The sequence below is a fragment of the Arthrobacter sp. T572 genome, from assembly GCF_056780115.1.
On the sequence record NZ_JBRAZQ010000002.1, the window covers coordinates 393,822 to 413,525 of the forward strand.

General features: G+C 66.1%; 16 protein-coding genes. 5 read left to right on the plus strand and 11 right to left on the minus strand.

Features of this window, described 5'->3' with window-relative positions; genetic code table 11:
* The 4 genes from ACUYMZ_RS03050 to ACUYMZ_RS03065 are packed head-to-tail and all read right to left on the minus strand — an operon-like array spanning position 1 to position 4,492.
* Positions 1–1,767, minus strand: a complete 1,767-nt coding sequence (locus ACUYMZ_RS03050; RefSeq protein ID WP_481602054.1) for an ABC transporter ATP-binding protein — start codon at positions 1,765–1,767, stop codon at positions 1–3.
* Entirely contained in the window at positions 1,764–2,174 is a 411-nt protein-coding gene (locus ACUYMZ_RS03055) for an ATP-binding cassette domain-containing protein (RefSeq protein ID WP_481602055.1), read from the minus strand. The genes ACUYMZ_RS03050 and ACUYMZ_RS03055 overlap by 4 nt, the downstream gene beginning before the upstream one ends.
* Positions 2,075–3,547, minus strand: coding sequence for an ABC transporter transmembrane domain-containing protein (locus ACUYMZ_RS03060; RefSeq protein ID WP_481602056.1), 1,473 nt, complete (start codon positions 3,545–3,547; stop codon positions 2,075–2,077). The genes ACUYMZ_RS03055 and ACUYMZ_RS03060 overlap by 100 nt, the downstream gene beginning before the upstream one ends.
* Before the next feature lie 33 nt (positions 3,548–3,580).
* Entirely contained in the window at positions 3,581–4,492 is a 912-nt protein-coding gene (locus tag ACUYMZ_RS03065; RefSeq protein WP_481602057.1) for a LysR family transcriptional regulator, read from the minus strand.
* A gap of 143 nt (positions 4,493–4,635) precedes the next feature.
* On the opposite strand from ACUYMZ_RS03065, the gene ACUYMZ_RS03070 reads away from it, so the two are divergent.
* Together ACUYMZ_RS03070 and ACUYMZ_RS03075 are read left to right on the plus strand one after the other, a co-directional pair.
* Positions 4,636–6,018 carry an MFS transporter gene (locus tag ACUYMZ_RS03070; RefSeq protein ID WP_481602058.1) on the plus strand — a complete coding sequence of 461 codons (1,383 nt, stop codon included), beginning with the start codon at positions 4,636–4,638 and terminating at the stop codon, positions 6,016–6,018.
* Between the two features lie 4 nt (positions 6,019–6,022).
* Positions 6,023–6,772: a 3-hydroxybutyrate dehydrogenase gene (locus ACUYMZ_RS03075; RefSeq protein ID WP_481602059.1), complete on the plus strand. Its 750-nt coding sequence runs from the start codon at positions 6,023–6,025 to the stop codon at positions 6,770–6,772.
* Between the two features lie 105 nt (positions 6,773–6,877).
* Here ACUYMZ_RS03075 and ACUYMZ_RS03080 read toward each other — a convergent pair whose 3' ends face one another.
* From ACUYMZ_RS03080 to ACUYMZ_RS03105, 6 genes are all read right to left on the minus strand, one after another.
* Complete coding sequence (locus ACUYMZ_RS03080; protein ID WP_481602060.1) at positions 6,878–8,317, minus strand: amino acid permease; 1,440 nt, start codon at positions 8,315–8,317, stop codon at positions 6,878–6,880.
* 71 nt (positions 8,318–8,388) lie between these two features.
* Positions 8,389–9,651, minus strand: coding sequence for an MFS transporter (locus tag ACUYMZ_RS03085; RefSeq protein WP_481602061.1), 1,263 nt, complete (start codon positions 9,649–9,651; stop codon positions 8,389–8,391).
* The gene (locus tag ACUYMZ_RS03090; RefSeq protein WP_481602062.1) at positions 9,629–11,218 is read right to left on the minus strand and encodes an ATP-binding cassette domain-containing protein; all 1,590 of its coding nucleotides are present in this window, start codon (positions 11,216–11,218) and stop codon (positions 9,629–9,631) included. The genes ACUYMZ_RS03085 and ACUYMZ_RS03090 overlap by 23 nt, the downstream gene beginning before the upstream one ends.
* Positions 11,211–12,056, minus strand: a complete 846-nt coding sequence (locus ACUYMZ_RS03095) for an ABC transporter permease (RefSeq protein ID WP_481602063.1) — start codon at positions 12,054–12,056, stop codon at positions 11,211–11,213. Before ACUYMZ_RS03095 ends, ACUYMZ_RS03090 begins: the two co-directional genes overlap by 8 nt.
* Positions 12,049–12,990: an ABC transporter permease gene (locus ACUYMZ_RS03100; protein ID WP_481602064.1), complete on the minus strand. Its 942-nt coding sequence runs from the start codon at positions 12,988–12,990 to the stop codon at positions 12,049–12,051. The genes ACUYMZ_RS03095 and ACUYMZ_RS03100 overlap by 8 nt, the downstream gene beginning before the upstream one ends.
* A 40-nt stretch (positions 12,991–13,030) precedes the next feature.
* On the minus strand, positions 13,031–14,587 hold the full coding sequence (locus tag ACUYMZ_RS03105) for an ABC transporter substrate-binding protein (RefSeq protein WP_481602065.1): 1,557 nt from the start codon (positions 14,585–14,587) through the stop codon (positions 13,031–13,033).
* A 272-nt stretch (positions 14,588–14,859) separates the two neighbouring features.
* On the opposite strand from ACUYMZ_RS03105, the gene ACUYMZ_RS03110 reads away from it, so the two are divergent.
* Positions 14,860–15,666, plus strand: a complete 807-nt coding sequence (locus tag ACUYMZ_RS03110; RefSeq protein WP_481602066.1) for an IclR family transcriptional regulator — start codon at positions 14,860–14,862, stop codon at positions 15,664–15,666.
* Positions 15,667–15,739: 73 nt separating this feature from the next.
* Here ACUYMZ_RS03110 and ACUYMZ_RS03115 read toward each other — a convergent pair whose 3' ends face one another.
* On the minus strand, positions 15,740–16,186 hold the full coding sequence (locus tag ACUYMZ_RS03115) for an SRPBCC family protein (RefSeq protein ID WP_481602067.1): 447 nt from the start codon (positions 16,184–16,186) through the stop codon (positions 15,740–15,742).
* 165 nt (positions 16,187–16,351) lie between these two features.
* Between ACUYMZ_RS03115 and ACUYMZ_RS03120 the strand changes: the two genes are divergently transcribed.
* Both ACUYMZ_RS03120 and hutH read left to right on the plus strand, forming a co-directional pair.
* Entirely contained in the window at positions 16,352–18,079 is a 1,728-nt protein-coding gene (locus tag ACUYMZ_RS03120; RefSeq protein ID WP_481602068.1) for a urocanate hydratase, read from the plus strand.
* Between the two features lie 4 nt (positions 18,080–18,083).
* Positions 18,084–19,676 (plus strand): histidine ammonia-lyase, encoded by a 1,593-nt coding sequence (gene hutH / locus ACUYMZ_RS03125; protein ID WP_481602069.1) that lies wholly within the window; start codon positions 18,084–18,086, stop codon positions 19,674–19,676.
* Positions 19,677–19,704: the final 28 nt, after the last annotated feature.

Genomic DNA, 19,704 nt, shown 5'->3' on the forward strand with positions numbered 1-19,704 from the left:
CTAGGGGCGGCTGAGGGAGCTGTTCCAGGCATCCCACAGCCGGGCGTATCTGCCCCCGCCGGCCAGCAGCTCGGCGTGAGAGCCCGACTCCACAATCCGTCCCTGGTCCATGACCACCACGGTGTCGGCGGACGCGGCCTGCGACAACCGGTGGGCTATGACCACCGATGTCCTCCCGGCCAGGGCTGCCTCTGCCGCCCGGTCAAGCATGGTGGCTGTGCCGGTGCCCGCTTCTGCCGTTGCCTCGTCCAACACGGCGATGGGGGGATCCTTGAGCATGAGCCGGGCGAGGGCCAGTTGCTGCGCCTGTTCCGGTGTGGGCTGGTGGCCGCCTGCACCCACGGACGTCTCCAGTCCGTCGTCGAGCGCTTCAACCCAAGCGGCGCCGACGGCTCGAAGCGCTTGCAGCAGTTCCCCTGCCGTGGCGTTCGGTTTGGCGAGCCGCAGGTCCTCGGCGAGGGTTCCGGAGAAGACATGGACTTCCTGGCTGACCATGGCGATGCGCTCCCGCAGCTCGTGCGCCGGTGCCGTGGTGGCGTCAATGCCTCCCACAAGCACGCACCCGTCCTGGATCTTCTCCAAACCCATGATGACTTTGGCGAGCGTGGTCTTGCCCGCGCCGGAGGTGCCCACGATCGCCACGCTCTCACCGGGTTCCACCCGCAGGGACACTGACTTCAGCGCCGGTCGCTGCCCGGGATAGGCGAACGTCACGCTGTCCAGGACGATTCCGGCGGCAGGTCCGGACGGCGGCCGGCCCGCCAACGCGGCACCGTGCTCCGCGGCCCTGTCCTGGGTCAGCCCGACCATGCGGCCCAGCCCGGCAGCGGCCTTCTGGAGCTCGTCGAACTGGCCCAGGACCGTCCCGATCGGATCGAACAGCCGGTAGAAGTAGAGTGCCGCGGCCGTGGCGGCACCGATCGTGACCGCACCCTCGGCGTGCAGGAGGAAACCCATGGCCAGCACCGCCGAAAGGCCGATCAGTTCAGCCAGGTTCAGCCGGTTGTAGAAGCGGGTGAGGTAGTTGACGCCCCGCAGGGAGTGCCCGATCGTCTCCCGCGAAGCCGCCGCCACCAGGTCCGAATGCCGGTCCTGCAGGCCCAGGGCCAGGACTGACGGCGTGCCGTGGACAGTCTCAATGATCTGTTCGGTCCGGTCTGCTTCCGTGATCCGGACGGTCCGGTAAATGGGTGCGGTCCGCTTCAGGAACCAGCGCAGGGTGAACACCTGGAGGGGCGCTGCGACCAGCACGGCTACGGCAAAACGCCAGTCGATCACGCCGAGGCCCAGCAGGGTCACCGCTATGGTGAATGCCGCGCCCGTGAAGGCGGGAAGGACTCCGGAGATGGCCTCGCTGACAGCCTCGACGTCCCCGGACACGCGCGCAACGACGTCGCCGATGCCCGCTTTTTCCAGCTCCGCGAGGGGCTTCCGGACAGCCGCGGCGAACACTTCTTCGCGGAGGTCCGCCAGTGCTTCCTCGCAGATCCGGGCCAGCATGTTCTGGCCCGCGACACCCAGCAGGGCGCCGGCTCCGCCCGCCGCCAGCAGCCCAAGGGCAAGCCAGAGCAAGTCAGGAACCTCGCCGCCGGTGGCTGCGATGTTGACCATGATGCCCAGGATCGCCGGTGCTGCCAGCCCGCAGCACGAGGCCGCCAGCAGGGTCACGACGGTCAAGGCCAGGCGCCAGGGCTTTGCGGCCAGCAGCCGCCACATGGCCCTTCGGGTTTCCCGTGGCGTGGCGATGGGAAGGATTCCGTGGTTCATGAGTGCACCACTTCACGGTAGGTTGCCGAGGTCGCCAGCAGTTCACGGTGGGTCCCGGTTTCGGGGGGACCACCTGCCGTGTCCAGCACCACCCGGTGGCAGGCAGCCAGCAGCGTGGGGCTCGTGGTGACCAGCACCAGCGCCTTGTCCGGGAATCCTGCCAGCCCCTCCGCGATGACGGCTTCGGTGGCAGTATCCACCGCCGTGGTCGGGTCGTGGAGGACCAGCACCGGTTGGGGTTGGTGGAGGGCGCGACCCAGGACAAGCCGCTGCCGCTGCCCGCCCGAGAGGTTCTGCGCATGCCCGGTCAGCACCGTTTCGGTACCTTCCGGGAACTGCGCGACAAAATCGACGACGGCGGCAGCCGAGACCGCGCGCTCGTCCAGTTGGGCGTCGGCTGCTGACACGTTCTCCCGCACGGTGCCGCGGAAAAGCACGCCCTCGTGGCCGTCGGCAAACACTGTGGACCGGGCGTGCGAGGGATCCAGGTGTGCTGCATCGAGGCCGCCAATCTTAACGACGCCCGGAGCCGCGGGTATCCGGAAGCCCAAGGTGTCCACCAGTTGCCGGGCACGCGTCCCGTCAGGCAGGACGACGCCCACGATCTCCCTGGAGAAGCAGTGAACGGTGGAAAATCCCCGCCAGGTGGCGGGCAGAGCTCAAGCAGCGGAGCATGCGTGGCAGGTTTCGCGGCATCGGCATCCCCGCCAGGCGCAGCCGGCGACGCTCCGGCCGGAGGCGCGGCCGTAGTGCCGGACCGGGCCGGGACGGCTTCCGTTTCGCCAAGAAAGGCGGCGATCCGGGCCGCGGACGCACGTTTCTGCGCCAGCTCCACACTCAGGAAACCCAACGATGCCATGGGCCCCTGGACGAACTGGGCCACTCCCACCACGGTCACCAGCTGGCCGACGGTAATGAGGCCCTGCACGGCAAACCACGCCGCAAAGAAGGCGATCCCGGCCAGGAGAGCCGCGGACATGGCAGTGCTCGCCCCGGTGAAGGCGGCCTTCGCGCGAACGGCCTTCAACGCCGAAACCAGCGATCCCTGGCTGGCAGTGCGGTACCGTGCCACGGCGGCGTCCTCGGCCCCCAGTCCTTTGAGTGGCCGGGACCCGGTGATGAAGTCGGTTGCCAAGGCACCTGCGCGGGCCGCGGTGGACTGTTCCGCGTCGCTGCGGTCTTCCAGGGGTTTGGTCAGCCGGTGCATGATCAGCAGCATCACGGGAGTCGCCAGCAGCACGGCCAACCCCAGCGGCACGGACACCAGGAGCAGTGTCACGGCGGAGGTCGCCACGCCGGCGGCCGACGCGAGTCCGCTGCCCACCAGCCAGGCCAGGCCCGCAACACGGTCCGTGTCCGAGGATGCGATGGCCACGATTTCTCCCGGTGCGCGCCGGGCTGCCATGCCGCGTGGATGGAGCACGCGTTCCACCACGAGTTGCCGGAGGTCATGCGCGCCGTAGGAGTAGGTGCGCATGGTGGCGAGGGTGCCGATCCGCCAGGAAAGAGCCAGCACGATGAAGACAACGGCCAGTGCCCCGAGCCACCAAAGGAGGGCGCCGCCGTCGTGCGGTGAAATCGCTTTGTCCACCGCGGCGCCGATCGTGGCCGGCACCAAGGCCTCGCTGACCTGGTGCAGCACGAGGCCTGCGCAGCCCACCACGACGTACTTCCATCGACGGTTTCCGAACAGCGAGTACCGGAAGAGCCTGGATGCCTTCCATGGCTTGTGCTTGGCTTGCCCGGGAGGGCAGGGCGACGTAGCGGTACGGGAAGGCATGCTTCCCATAGTAAGGCTGACCTAACTTAGACGTTAAAAGCTGCGGGGCTGACCGCTTCCCAGCAGTTCCCCCCGCCGGTTCTCAGTTTCCTCCCGCAATGCCTGCACGACGGCGGCCACTGCGGGGCGGCGCATGGAGTCGGGGCGGAGGACCAGCCAGTAGGGGAGAAGTTCGGCAAAGTCCTCGGGGAGGAGCCTGACGAGGTCCGGGTGCCGGTCCGCCATGAAGCACGGCAGGAATCCGACACCGGCGCCGGCGCGGGTGGCTTCCACATGGACGAACACGTTGGTTGACGTCAGTCCGTCGCGCATCGTAGGGACCAGTCTGCGCGGGGCGTCGAGGTCATCCACCTGAAGCATGGAGTCGACGAAATACACGAGCTGGTGCCGGGTCATCTCCGCCGCGTTGGCAGGGGTGCCGTGGTCCTTCAGGTACTGCTTTGATGCATACATCCCCAGCCGGTATTCGCCCAGCTTGATCGCTTCGGCCCGGTGGACCTGAGGGGTGCCCACCACGACTTCGATGTCCAGCCCCGAGCGCTGCTGGAGGGCCCGGCGGGTCACCGTCACGATCTCCAGGCTGAGGCCGGGATGCTCCTTCCGCAGGCGGGCTGCTGCGGGTGCCGCGATGTAGGCGCTGAAACCATCAGTAGCGGTCATGCGTACGACGCCGGTGATGGGGTCGGGTGCGCGGTCGCTCTGTCCCAGCGTGCCCACTGCAGCTTCAATCCGTTCGGCGACCAGCACGGCTTCCGCGCCCAGGTCCGTCACCTCCCAGCCGCCCGCTGCACGCGCGAGGACCCGGCCGCCCAGCGCCTTCTCCAGCGCCGCGATCCTGCGCGAAACGGTGGTGTGGTTCAGGCCCAAGGCCTGTGCCGCCGTCGTGAATTTACCTGACCGTGAGACGGTGAGGAGGATGAGGAGGTCGTCCGGGTTCGGATTCATATCTGCAATTCTGCACATGCGTGGTGCCTCTTTGGTCATTGAGGCGCGAAGAATCTGCAGCAATACTCAGTGAAGCAATTCGTGTTGTGGATCACAACGCGCATCAAAAGGGCACTGTCAAAGAAGACACTGAGGAGATGGACATGAGCGTAGAGCAACGCTCCACACCCGCCGCCGGGAACACCGGCAAGGGATCCGGCCTGAAGAAGATCGTCGCCGCCTCCATGGTGGGCACCGTAGTGGAGTGGTACGAGTTCTTCCTCTACGCCACCGCCGCCACACTGGTTTTCGGCAAATACTTCTTCCCGAGCACCGGCAACGAGCTCGACGGAATCATCCAGGCATTCATCACCTACGCCGTGGGCTTCGTGGCCCGGCCGCTGGGTGGAATCGTCTTCGGACAGATTGGCGACAAACTCGGCCGGAAACCCACGCTGCAGCTGACGATCGTGATCGTGGGTGTTTCCACGTTCCTCATGGGCTGCCTCCCCGGCTTCGTCGAGATCGGATACTGGGCTCCGGCCATGCTGGTGGCCCTGCGCTTCATCCAGGGCTTCGCGCTCGGCGGTGAATGGGGCGGCGCCGTCCTCCTCGTCGCAGAGCACAGCCCCAACAAGTCCCGCGGATTCTGGTCCTCCTGGCCGCAGGCCGCGGTGCCGGTCGGCAACCTCCTGGCCACGCTGGTCCTGTTCGTCATGTCCAGCGTCCTCAGCAGCGAGGCCTTCCTCGGCTGGGGCTGGCGCGTGGCATTCTGGCTCTCCGCCGTGATCGTGTTCGTGGGCTACTACATCCGCACCCACGTCACCGAGGCGCCCATCTTCCTGGAAGCCAAGGCGCAGGTGGAGGAATCCAAGGCCATCAGCTACGGCGTGGGTGAGGTGATCCGCAAATACCCCAAGGGCATCCTGCAGGCCATGGGCCTCCGGTTCGCCGAGAACATCATGTACTACCTCGTGGTCAGCTTCGCGATTGTCTACCTCAAGAGCGTGCACAAGTACGACACGTCGTCCCTGCTGCTCGCCCTCCTGATCGCGCACGCCATCCACTTCGTGGTCATCCCGCAGGTAGGCCGCCTGGTGGATTCCTGGGGACGCAAGCCGGTCTACCTGGTGGGGGCCATCAGCGGTGCGGTCTGGCCGTTCTTCGCCTTCCCCATGTTTGACACGCAGAACGCCGTGATCATCGTGCTCGCCGTGACCATCGGCCTCTGCCTGCACGCGTTCATGTACGCCGGCCAACCGGCCATCATGTCCGAACTCTTCCCCACCCGGATGCGCTACTCGGGCGTTTCCCTCGGCTCCCAGGTGACGTCCATCTTCGCAGGCTCCCTGGCTCCGCTCCTGGCCACGCAGTGGCTCAAAGACACAGGCTCCTGGGTGCCCACGGCCATCTACCTCGTGGTCGCCTGCGCCGTGACCGCCGTGGCAGTGCTGTCCTTGCGCGAAACCAAGGGCATCGCCTTGGAAGACATCGACGAGGCCGACGCCGAACGGCACGGACTGGCAACCGCTACCCCGAAGGGCTGATCTGATGGACGACTCCTTGAATGGGCGCAAAGCATTGGTAACCGGCGGTGCGAGCGGAATCGGTGCGGCCTGTGCCCGAGCCCTGGCCGCCCGCGGCGCTAAGGTTGTGGTGGCCGACGTCGACGCTTCCGGAGCGGCGGCACTGGCGGATGAGCTGGGGGGCACCGCGTGGACGGTGGATCTCTTGGACACCGAAGCGCTTGCTGCGCTGAGCCTGGACTGCGACATCCTGGTCAACAACGCCGGCATCCAGAAGGTAGCGCCCATCGAGGAGTTCGAACCGGCGGAGTTCCGGCGGATCCTGACCCTCATGCTGGAGGCGCCGTTCCTGCTGATCCGGGCCGCGCTCCCGCACATGTACGCCAACGGCTACGGACGGATCATCAACATCTCCTCCGTGCACGGGCTGCGGGCCTCGGCTTACAAGAGTGCGTATGTGTCCGCCAAGCACGGGCTTGAAGGGCTCAGCAAGGTCACTGCCCTGGAAGGCGGGGAGCGCGGGGTGACGTCCAACTGCATCAACCCCGGCTACGTCCGGACCCCGTTGGTGGAACGCCAGATCGCCGACCAAGCCCGCGTCCATGGCATCCCGGAAGCGGAAGTCCTCGCCAAGGTGATGCTCACGGAGTCAGCGGTGAAGCGGCTGGTGGAGCCCTCCGAAGTCGCGTCGTTGGCCGCCTGGCTGGCATCCGACGACGCCGGCATGGTCACCGGCGCGAGCTACACCATGGACGGCGGGTGGTCGGCGAGGTAGCCCGCCCCCCTTCACGCCCGGCGCCCCCCGCGAGATGGCAGTTAATGACAATGTTTGGGCTTCGGATTGTCATTAAGTGCCATCTCGGCGGGAGTGGCGTGGGGATCAGGCCGTCTCGTCAACCAACTCGGCCCGGCGCAGACCGCCACCGCGGACCCACAGTTTGTAGGCCACGAACAGCAGCACCAGCCAGGTACCGCCAACATACAGGGCCACGCGGGTGTCTTCGAAGACTCCAAGGATCACGATGACCATAGCCATGAACGCGATGGTCAGGATCGACGCCACGGGCCACAGGGGCGAACCGAACTCCGAGGCGGGCAGCCCGTGGCGCTTGATCTCGCGCTTCATGGCAACATGCGAGGCGAGAATCATCACCCAGACCCACACAGTGGCGAACGTGGCGATGGAAGCAATGACCACGAAGACGTCTTCCGGGATCACGGCGTTCAGCACCACGCCCACCAGCAGGATGCAGCCCATCATCACCACGGTCATCCATGGAACGCCATGGCGGGAGATCTTGCCGAAGCTTCGGGGAGCGTGCCCCTGCTGGGCGAGGCCAAAGAGAATGCGGCCGGCTCCGAAAATGTCGCTGTTGATCGCGGAAAGCGCCGCTGTAATGACCACCGCGTTGAGGATGTGGGGTGCTGCGGGGATGCCCAGGCCGTCGAAGATCTGCACGAAGGGGCTGCCATTGCTGCCGATTTCGTTCCACGGGAAGATGCTCATCAACACGCCGAGGGTCAGGACGTAGAACAGCAGGACCCGCACGGGAACGGTGTTCACGGCCTGCGGGATGACCTTCTTCGGATTGGCGGCCTCGCCTGCCGTGATGCCGATCGTCTCAATCCCGCCGAACGCAAACATCACGACGGCGAACGCGGCCAGGAGCCCTTCGAATCCGTTCGGGAACAAACCGCCGTGGTTGACGAGGTTCCCCAGCCCCGGTGCCACGCCACCGCCGTCGTTCCCTGTCTGGAAGCCGAACACGACGATCGCGGCGCCTCCGACGATCATGGCGATGATCGCCACCACCTTGATGAGCGAGAACCAGAACTCAAGCTCCCCAAAGACCTTCACGCTGAGCAGGTTCATGGCGCCAAGGAAGAGGATGATGGCCAGCACCCAGATCCATCGGTCTACCTGTGGGAACCAGAAGCCCATGTAGATACTGAAGGCTGTGACATCGGCGATGGCCACGATCGCCATTTCGAACACGTACGTCCATCCGGTCACAAAGCCGGCAAACGGGCCGAGGTACCGGCTGGCGTATTGCCCGAAGGAGCCGGACACAGGATGTCTGACGGCCATTTCGCCCAGTGCCCGCATCACCATGAAGACGGCGGCACCGCCAATGATGTAGGCGAACAGGACGGCCGGTCCGGCCTTTTGGATGGCGGAAGCGGAGCCGTAGAAAAGTCCCGTACCGATCGCGGACCCAAGGGCCATGAAGCGGATGTGGCGGACGTTGAGGCCCCGGCTGAGTGCCGTCCCGGCGGCCTGGAGGACAGAATCCTTCGCGGCCAGCGTGGTTTGTTGCATGGTAAAACCTTCTCGTCTTTGGGAGGGGATCGCTATTCAGCACATCACTTTCCGGGCCCCTGTGATGGGACTCACGGGTGTTTGCTGTCTTCGATCGCAGACAATCGGGTTGTTGGGCGGGGCCTGGACGGGAGGACGGAAGGAAGCGCCACGGCTGAGAGACCGGAGAGGGCCACCAGCAGCAGCCAGGAAACGCCCGGCTCCCAGCCAGCCTGCCCGGACCAGGACCGCAGCAGTCCCAGGGCGGCGTTGGCCAGCAGCACGGCAATGCCTCCGCACGTAGCTGCCAGTCCGTAGTACGCTCCGCGGCCTGCAGCGCCGGACGGAACGAACCGGGGGATCACGGACAGGATGGTGGGCGTGAGGCTCATATGCCCCAGGATCAGCAAAGCAACGGCGGCAGCCAGTGCCGGCACGGCACCGCCTAATCCGGACACCACGCCAGCGCCGCCTGCGAGCACGAACGACAGTGCCAGAAGGGAGAAGCCCACGGACATCGCGCGTGCTTCGCCCAGCCTCTGAACCCCCGTAGCCACAGGAATTTGCAGCAGCAGCGTCAGGACGGAAGCCATCAGGAACATCCCGGCGAGCCAGGCGTCGCCAAGCCCCAGGCGGCCCAGTTCCAGGGGGATGGTGAAGTACAACTGGTTGTAGGCCACCATGTTCACGCTGACGAGGATGCAGAACAGGAGGAACCGGCGGTTCCTGGCGGCGTCCGGAACCGCAAAACCGGCGCGTTTGCCGGCTTTGGAGGATTGCGGTCGCGGCGTCGCCGGCAACCTGAGCCACAACAGGACGGTCACGATGCAGAAAATCCCGGTCCCGAAGGCTAAGGCGGCGTCGAATCCCCAGCCCAGGAGCGCAGCGCCGAGCAGCGGACCCACGAGCGCCCCGAACTCCCCGGTCAGCGCCAGCCATACAAAAACCGAGCGCTTTGCCGGGTTCCGGTGCCCGGGATCGTCGGCCCTGGACAGCTGCGACTCCAGGGCAGGGGAAAACAAGGCGCCCCCGGCCCCGGTCAGCACAGCACCCAGGAGGAACGCCGGGAAATCGGCGGCCAGGGCCAGCGTGACGTATCCCGCGATCCGTACGAGGCAGCCCAACAGGATGGAGCGCTTTGCGCCCCAGTGGTCCGCCAGCATCCCGCCCACCAGGAACATGCCCTGCTGGCTGAAGGTGCGGGCGCCCAGGACAAGCCCGACGGCGGCCGCTCCCATTCCGTACTCCCCGGACAATGCGCTGGTCAGGAAGGGGACAACTGCGTAAAACCCGATATTGAAGACGAGTTGGGCTCCCAGGAGCGTGGACGTTTCAGGCCTTTGCGGGCGCGCCATCAGGAATTCCCCGGGTCAGCGGAAGGACTGCCGCCACCAGTTGTTTGCTGTGCTCGTGCCGCGGCTCGGCAAAGAAATCCGCCACCGACGCAAGCTCCACCACTTCGCCGCGGTAGAAGACGGCAACGCGGTGGCTCATGTAGCGGATCACGTTCATGTCGTGGGAGATCATGATCAGCGACACCCCACGGCTTCGATGCAGCCTGAGCAACAAGTCAAGGATCTTGCGCTGCGTGATGGCGTCCAGCGCAGACGTTGCTTCGTCGCAGATGAGGACCGCGGGTTCGAGCAACAGCGCACGGGCGATGGTCAGCCTTTGCAACTGACCGCCGGAGCACTGCCCTGGCCGGCGTTCCAGGATCGCCGGGTTGAGCTCTACTTCCCTGACAGCCTGCTGGATGCGTTCGATCCGGTCGTCAGCGGTGCCCGAGGATCGAAGCAGGGGCGCTTCCAGGCTTTTGAGCAGCGTCATGCGGGGATCGAAGACGTCGTAGGGTTCCTGGAACACCAATTGGACGCCGGCACCCGGAGCCGTGGTGATCTTTCCCGAATCCGGCGTGCCCAGGCCCACCAGGAGCCGCGCCAACGTGCTTTTGCCCGAACCTGACTGGCCCAGCACGCCCAGGATTTCACCGTGCCTCAGCGAGAGCGTGACATTTTTTAGTGCTGCTGTGCTCTTACGGAAGCCGGACGGGAAGGTCTTGGTCACGCCGTTGAGATCCAAAATTGTCCCGGTGTTCTTCTCCGCGTCAGCTGGCCCGTGGTCGCCATCCTCGCGCGGATCCAGGGCCGAGGCCTGAAGGAGTTCCCACGTGCTGCAATGGGTCTGCGGTGATGCCAGGACGGTTCGGGTCACTCCCTGTTCCAGGATCCGGCCGTCCTTCATGAGGATCACGCGGTCGGCAAACGCAGAGACCGTGGCCAGGTCATGGGTGATGCAGAGAACCCCGAGTCCGTGGTTCCTGCGCTGCTGGTCCAGCAGTTCCAGGACCTGGCGTTCGAGCACCTTGTCCAGGGCCGAGGTGGGTTCGTCGGCAAGGAGCAGTTCGGGCTGCCCGGCCATGGCCACAGCCATCATGGCACGCTGTGCCATGCCTCCGGACAACTGGTGGGGATAGGACGCGGCCACGCTGCCGGGCTGCTCGAAGCCCGCATCCGCGAGGAGACGGAGCACCTCCGTGCGGGCTTCGCGTCCACGGAGGCCGCGGTGCAGCTTAAGCGGTTCCCGGATGTGGCGTTCCACGGTCATCCGGGGGTTGAACATGCGCTTGGGCTGCTGGTGGAGCATGCCGATCCGTCCGCCGCGCACCCGGTTCAGCTCACCTTCGCTGAGGTCGCGAAGTTCCGTTCCGCCCAACCGGATGGACCCGGACTGGATGGCCACGTTGCCGGGAAGCAACCCGGTGATGGACAGGGACGTCATGGTCTTGCCGCTGCCGGAGGCTCCCACCAGCGCAACGAATTCCCCTGGTTCCACGTGCAACGTGACGTCGTGGAGGATGCCCTGCGGTCCGGAGGAATCCCGCAGCCCTGCATGCAAGCCCTCGATCACCAATCCGCTATGCATTGGCGGGCACCGCCTCCGGAGCGAGAAACTGGGCTGTGGTCAGCCTGGACGTCCGCGAGAGGTGCTGGCCCAGGAGCGTTACGGACAGGGCGACGGCGAAAATCACCAGGCCGGGAGCCAGGATGGTCAGCGGAGCCCGCGCTGCGTAGGGCTGGGCAGCGGCCAACATGGAACCCCAATCCGACTGTGGTGGCTGGACGCCCAGGCCCAGGTAGGACAGGGCTCCAACGCTGATGAGGAAATGGCCAAAACGCAGGGTTGCCTGGCCCAGGAGCGGCCCGGCCAAGTGCGGGATGATGTGCTTCATCACGATGAACGAGGGCGGACACCGCAGCACGTGCGCCGCTTCCACAAACCCGCGCGCCGAGACGTCCAAGGCCAGTGAGCGGGCGAGCCGGGCGAATGGTGTCCACCCTGTCACGGTCAGGGCCAGGAGCAACGAGTGGTATCCGGTTCCCAGGACAGCCACCAGGAACAGGGCCACCACCATCTCCGGCATGGCGAGCAGGACGTCGTTGGTGCGGGTCAGGAATTCGTCCAGCCAGCCGCGCCGCCGGGCGCTCAGCACACCGATGGCCGTGCCCACGAGTGCCGTGAGCACGGTAGCCAGTGCCGCCAGCGTCAGGGAGAACTGGCCGCCGTCGAGCAATCTGCTGAGGGTGTCCCTGCCGAGGTGGTCGGTGCCCAAAAGGTGGGCAGGGCTGGGCGGGGCGAGCCTGTTGGCGAGGTCCTGACCGGCCGGCGGGTACGGGGCCAGCCAGGGCGACAGCAGGACGCCGACGACGATGACGGCCAGCACCGAACAGGCCACCCACAGGTGGAGGGGGAGTCTACGCAACGGTGGACCTCATTCGCGGGTTGAGAAACGTGTGCACCAGGTCGGCGGTGGTGGTGAGCAGCACGGCGAAGGCCACCACAACCACCACTGCACCCTGCGCCACGGGAATGTCGCTGTTGATCACGCCCTCAAACATCAACCTGCCCATGCCCGGGATGGAGAACATGACCTCCACAATCACCGAGCCGCCCAGCAGTCCGGCGAACCAGATGGCTACCGAGGTGGTGAGTGGAAGGAGGCCGTTGGGGATGACGTGCCGTGCCACAGTGGCAGTGCGGGACATCCCCCGGCTGCGGGCCGCTGCCACGTGGTCGGAGGCCAACGACTGGAGGACGCCTTCCCGCACGGCTGAGGTGAAGAAGCTGGTGGGGCGGAGTGCCAGGACAGCCACGGGAAGCACGGCGGAAGATGGGCCGCTCCAGCCGGCGGAAGGGAGCAGCGCAAGCTGCAGCGAGAAGACCAGGACCAGCATCGGGGCCAGCCAGTATTCGGGGATGGCAATGAATGCCTGGGTTACGGCGCTGATGCCCCGGTCCAGCAAACGGCCTTCGTTGAGCGCGGCCGTAACTCCCAGCAGCAGCGACACCGCTGCGGCAACCAGCAGGGTCAGGACGACGATGGAGAGCGTGATGCCGAGTGCGGGCAGGACCTGGTCGACCACGGGAGTGCGGCTGGTGTAGGACAAACCCATATCCCCGCTGGCGAGGTGCCCCAGCCAGCGCAGGTACTGCGTCCACAGCGGATCGTGGAGGCCCAACTCGGCTGACAGCGCCTGCACGGCCGACTCATCGATCACGTCCCCGGCAACCCGTGAGCGGATGATCTTGCGTACGGGATCACCGGGGGTGACGTACGGGATCAGGAACACTGCGAAAGACGCAAGAAGGACAGCGGCCACCAGGGCCGCTGTCCGTCGAGCGAGAAACCGGATCATTGCCGGGCCCGATCCGGGGTCTTCAGGTCAAGCATCTTGGTCAGGACGCGGGTTTCGCCGACTGTGCCCGGAGCACGTAGCGCGCCAGCGGATCCTGGGTGTGGCCGAGGACGTTCGAGCGGACAGCGTCGATCGCCTGTTCGTTGACCAGCCACACGTTGACGGCCTGGTCCCTCAGGATCTTGCCGGCCTGGGCATAGAGGCCGTAGCGCTCTTCGGCGTCGGCGGTCCTGGAAGCCTTGGCGATGATGGCGTCGTACTCCTCGTTGCAGAAGTGGCTGAGGTTGTAGGTGCCGTCGCAGGTGTAGTCGGCGGTCAGGAACCCGATCGGATCGGCGATGTCGATCAGCCGGTTGCGCTGGCTGAGCACCATGTCATAGTTCCCGGACAGGAGGTCAGGTTCGACGGCGGCATATTCCTTGGTCACGATGGTCACCGGGACGCCCACGGCCTTGAGGTTGTCCTGGATGACCGTTGCCACGTCGGCGAACTCGGCACGCTCGACGATCGCGATGATCTCCAGCGGGCGGTCCGAGGTGTAGCCGGCCTCGGAGAGGAGCTTCCTGGCGGCGTCCACGTCCTTCTTCGGAGCGCCGGGGTTCCCGCCGGCCCACGGTTCGGACGGCGCGAAGGGGCCGTTGGCCGGGATGGCGGCGCCTTCGTAGACACTGGCGGCGAGGGCCTCAAGATCCAGCGCCTTGGTGACGGCCTGGCGGAACTCCACCTTGTCGAAAGGCGCCTTGCCGTTGTTCATATATAGCGTGGCCGTGCGCGGGGAGTCGGCTTTGAGGACCTTGACGTTGCTGTCGGCTTCCAAGGTGGCAAGGCCTGAGACCGGTATGGACATGGAGATGTCCGCCTCGCCCGTCTGGACCTGGGTGGTGCGGGTGGCGCCATCGGTCACAAAGCGGACTTCTGCTCCGGCCAGCTGCACTTCGCCGCCCCAGTACTTCTCGTTCCGGTCCAGGGTCAGGGACTGCTTGGCTTTTTCGGAGACGGGTTTGAACGGGCCAGTGCAGTGCCCGAACGGGTCAACGTTGGCGCCCTTGAAGGCGGCCGGCGACAATACGCCGGTGTTCACACTGGCCAGCCGGTACGGAACCAGGGGGCTCTCGGTGGGTGTAGTGATGCGGACCGTGCGCTCGTCGAGGGCAGCAACACCGCTGACCACCTTGGGGTTGAAGGCCCTGGCAGGCACTGCCGCTTTCAGGACCCGCTGCAAGGACCCGACCACGGCTTCCGCGGTCAGCGGGGTGCCGTCCTGGAACGTGACGCCTTCGCGGATGCTGAAGTCCCACTCCAGCGGTGAGGTTTGCTTCCACTCCGTGGCGAGCAGCGGGACGATCTTGCCTTCAGCTTCGTCGTAGCGCGTCAGGGTTTCGAGGCAGCCGGAGAGCGACAGGATGTAGGCTGCGTCGCTCTCAAGCGCCCAGTTGGCCACGGGCGCCCTGAAGTTATCCACCACGATCCGCTGTTGCTTGTCGGCAACCTGGGTGGTCTGGCTGGAGCCGGTGCTGGAACCAGCGAAGCCGCAGCCGGTCAAGGTAAGGAGGGCTGCCAGTCCCAAAGAGACGGAGGCAGGCAGGGAGATGCGCATAAAACCACCTGGGTGAAGGGGTGCCCGCGAACGGTGCAGGCGATGGAACGGAGGCCACGGGCCGCCCATTAGTTTAGGCTTCCCTAAGTTTCCCGGCCAAACCGTGAGGCTTCACAGACCGACTTTTATTCCGGAGCGGCAGTCTGGCATCCCGGACAAGGATCGGTCCTCAGCGACTGGCGCGGGCCGGAAGAAAGGTGCACGCTTGAGTACGGGATACCGGACTGCCCCTGCGCTGTCCGATCCTCCGCACGTACGAGCAGTGAGGAACCATGACCACCACGTCCTTGGCACCCGGCAAAGCCACGTCCAAAGTTCCGGCAGCTGAAAACACGCTGCGGATCCTCAAGCTGCTGGCATCGCGCCGGGGCCCCATGGCGGCGTCCAATATCGCCACGGCTTTGGGGTTGCCCCGGTCCAGCGTGTACCACCTGCTGGGAGTCATGGAGGCGAACGGCTTTGTGCTGCACCTGCATGAGGAGCAGCGCTACGGCTTGGGAATCAGTGCGTTTGAGCTCAGCTCGGCGTACTCGCGGCAGGAACCCTTGTCACGGCTGGGTCGGCCCATGCTGGCCTCGCTGGTGGATGCCATCGGGGAGAGTGCGCATCTGGCAGTGCTGCACGGACGCGACGTCCTCTATATCGTGGAAGAGCGGGCCAAGAATCGCCCAAGCCTGGTGACCGACGTCGGGGTCCGCCTCCCAAGCCACCTCACGGCCAGTGGCCGTGCAATCCTCGCCGCCTTGCCGAAATCGCAGGTCCGCGCCCTTTACCCAAACGCTGCCGCCTTTACGTCCCGGCATGAAGTTGAGTTTCCCATCATGAAGTACTCGGCCCTGTCGTCGCACCTGGACCAGGTGCGGCAGCGCGGTTATGCCACGGAAAACGGTGAGATCACCCCGGGCTTCGGGTCGATCGCCGCCGCTGTGACGGATCACCTGGGGTGGCCGACGGCGGCAGTCGCCGTCACGTTCCTTGAGGACAAAGTGCCCGCTGAGCAATGGCCTGTCCTTGCCGCGCGCATCCGCAAGGCGGCGGACGAACTGTCCGCGCGTATCCACGGCCGCCGCCCCAACTAGGTCGCATTTGTGCGCGTTTTGAGCCGTCAAAACGCGCACAAATGCGACCCAGTTGGGTGAGGTGGGCTGCGGATCAGCGGGTTCCACCGGTCCCTGGGTTCTCGCGCTCGACGAGCCTCCGGAAGGTCTCAAGCTCGCCTTTGAAGCTGCCCCGGTAAGAGCCTGCGGCGAAGATCCGTGCCGATATCCCGGAGATGAATCCACGGGTCACGAATTCCTGGTTGATGCGGGTTCCCCCGCCTTCCGGGACGAACCGCACATCCGACTCACCTTTCAGGATTGCGTTGCCGAACCGGGTGCGCAGGTGGTTGGGCCGTTCGACGGCAAGGACCTCGGTGGGGCTGGCCATCCGTCCGAACCACACGGTGTAACGGCTGCCGGGTTGGTCCACTGGACCCTCACGGTCGGTCACTCGAGTGACGCCGCCGATCCACTCCTTGAACCGGTCCGGATCTGTCCAGGTGGCGAAAACGCGGTCAGGGGGAGCCGCCACGAAAGCAGACACTCGGAAGGTTGCCATGGGACCAGCATGCACCTCTTCCACGACGATTGCGAGGGGCCCGGCATCCGTCTGTAATCCCGGACAGCACCCATCAGAAAGCCGTTCCGCGACGTTGATGGACAGGCTCTACTGGATACAGAAGATCTTTCACCCAGACACTTTTCGAGAGATGAAGGAGCCATCATGGCACCCGCCGATTTCACTACTGGAGCCCGTCCGGTCAAAGCTGCCCGTGGTACGGAGCTCACTGCCAAGTCGTGGCAGACCGAAGCGCCGTTGCGCATGTTGATGAACAATCTTGATCCGGAGGTTGCCGAGCGTCCGGATGACCTGGTGGTTTACGGGGGTACGGGCCGGGCGGTGCGTTCGTGGGCTGCGTTTGATGCGATCACACGGACCCTGGAAACCATGGAAAAGGACGAGACCCTGCTGGTGCAGTCGGGTAAGCCGGTGGGTGTGTTCCGTACGAATGAGTGGGCGCCGCGGGTGTTGTTGGCGAACTCGAACCTGGTGGGGGACTGGGCGACGTGGCCTGAGTTCCGCCGCTTGGAGGCCGAGGGCCTCACGATGTATGGGCAGATGACCGCGGGGTCGTGGATTTACATCGGCACCCAGGGCATTCTGCAGGGCACGTACGAGACCTTCGCCGCGGTCGGGAACAAGCTCGCTGCGGAGGGCCGGCACCCGGCCCCTGCCGCCGAGGGCTCGTCCGAGGGTCCGCTCGCCGGCACCCTGACCCTGACCGGTGGGTGCGGTGGCATGGGCGGTGCGCAGCCGCTCGCCGTGACCTTGAACGACGGTGCGTGCCTGATCGTGGACGTGGACGAGACGCGCCTGCGCCGCCGGGCGGGGAAGCGTTACCTGGACGAGGTCGAAACGGACCTGGACACCGCGATCGCGAAGGTCAATAAGGCCAAGGAAGAGCGCCGTGGCTGGTCCGTGGGGTATGTGGGCAACGCCGCCGAGGTGTTCCCGGAACTGCTGGCCCGCCACAAAGCCGGTGAACTGACCATCGACGTCGTCACGGACCAGACCTCCGCCCACGATCCGCTGTCCTACCTGCCCGAGGGCATCACGGTGGAAGAGTGGCACACCGAGGCCGCCGCCGATCCGGAAGGCTTCACCAAGAAGGCCCAGGCGTCCATGGCCCGGCACGTACAGGCCATGGTGGAATTCCAGGACGCCGGGGCTGAGGTGTTCGATTACGGCAACTCCATCCGCGACGAGGCCCGCAAGGGCGGCTACACCCGGGCGTTCGAGTTCCCCGGGTTCGTCCCGGCCTATATCCGTCCGTTGTTCTGCGAGGGCCTGGGCCCGTTCCGCTGGGTCGCGCTCTCCGGGGACCCGGAGGACATCCGCGTCACGGATGAGGCGATCAAGGAACTGTTCCCGGAGAACAAGCACCTGCACAAGTGGATCGATGCCGCCGCGGAGCGGGTCGAGTTCGAAGGCCTTCCGGCGCGGATTTGCTGGCTCGGGTACGGTGAACGCCACCAGGCCGGGTTGTTGTTCAACAAGCTCGTGGCCGAAGGCAAGGTCAAGGCCCCGATCGTGATCGGCCGCGACCACCTGGACTCCGGGTCCGTGGCGTCCCCGTACCGGGAGACCGAGGCCATGAAGGACGGTTCGGACGCGATCGCTGACTGGCCGCTGCTGAACGCCCTCACCGCCGCTTCCTCCGGTGCCACCTGGGTGTCGATCCACCACGGCGGCGGGGTGGGGATCGGCCGGTCCATCCACACCGGCCAGGTCTCCGTCGCTGACGGCACCGAACTCGCCGCCGCGAAGCTGACCGCGCTGCTGACCAACGACCCCGGCATGGGCGTTATCCGCCACGCCGACGCCGGCTACGAACGCGCCATCAACGTCGCCCACGAACGCGGCGTCCGCATTCCCATGAACGAGAAGTAAGAACATGACCATTACAAGCAACGAACAGCTCACCGTCACCCTCGGCTCCAGCGGCGTGACCCCGGAAGACGTCGTCGCCGTCGCCCGCCACGGCGCCAAGGTGACCATCTCGCAGGAAGCCCTGGACACCGTTGCCAAGGTCCGCGCCCACATCGACGGCCTGGCCACCAGCGACGTCCCGGCCTACGGCATTTCCACTGGCTTCGGTGCATTGGCCAACCGCCATATCCCGAACGAACTCCGCACCCAGCTGCAGAAGTCGCTCATCCGCAGCCACGCGGCCGGCATGGGTCCGGCCGTGGAACGCGAAGTCATCCGCGGCATCATGTTCCTTCGCGCCAAGACCCTGGCTTCGGGCCGCACGGGTGTCCGTCCCGTGGTCCTGCAGACCATGGTGGATGTCCTCAACGCCGGGATCACTCCGGTGGTCCGCGAGTTCGGTTCGCTTGGCTGCTCCGGCGACCTTGCACCGCTGTCCCACTGCGCGCTGGTCCTCATGGGTGAGGGTGAGGCAACAGGGCCCGACGGCGAACTGTACGGCGCCGCGGGCACGGCACCTGTCGCTGAGCTGCTCGCGCAGCACGGCATCGAGCCGGTAACCCTGGCTGAGAAGGAAGGCCTGGCGCTGGTCAACGGCACCGAGGGCATGCTCGGCATGCTGCTGATGGCCATCGCGGACCTGCGCATGCTGCTGGCGACCGCCGATGTCACCGCGGCCCTCAGTGTCGAAGCCCTCCTCGGCACGGACCAGGTGTTCCTGCCTGAGCTCCACGCTGCCCTGCGTCCCCACCCGGGCCAGGCAGCGAGCGCGGACAACATGCTGCGCGTGCTCTCCAACTCGCCGATCGTTGCCTCCCACCGGATCAACGACACCAAGGTCCAGGACGCCTACTCGCTCCGTTGTGCCCCGCAGGTTGCCGGCGCCGTCCGCGATACGGTCGACCACGCAGCACTGGTGGCTTCCCGCGAACTCGCGGCTGCGATCGACAACCCTGTGGTCCTGCCCGACGGCCGCGTGACCTCCAACGGCAACTTCCACGGCGCTCCGGTCGCCTACGTGCTGGACTTCCTGGCGATCGCCGTGGCGGACCTCAGCTCCATTGCCGAGCGCCGTACGGACCGCATGCTGGACCCGGCCCGCTCGCACGGTCTCCCGGCCTTCCTGGCTGCGGACCCGGGCGTGGACTCGGGCCTCATGATCGCCCAATACACCCAGGCCGGCCTGGTCTCGGACAACAAGCGCCTCGCGGTTCCGGCGTCCGTGGACTCCATCCCGAGTTCCGCGATGCAGGAAGACCACGTGTCCATGGGCTGGCACGCGGCCCGGAAGCTGCGCAAGGCCGTTGAGAACCTGCGGCGCGTGCTCGCCGTCGAGCTTGTCACCAGCGCCCGGGCGATCGACATGCGCACGCAACTGTCCGACGGCGAACTGACTCCCGGTCCTGCCGGCACGGCAGTGCTTGAGGTGCTTCGCGAAGTGGTTCAGGGACCGGGTACCGACCGGTTCCTGTCGCCCGAACTGGAGGCGGCTGACCGCCTTGTCGGCTCCGGTGCCGTGCGTGCGGCCGCCGAATCCGCCGTCGGGATTCTAGCCTGACGCCGAATAAAGTGCTTCTTTGATGCGC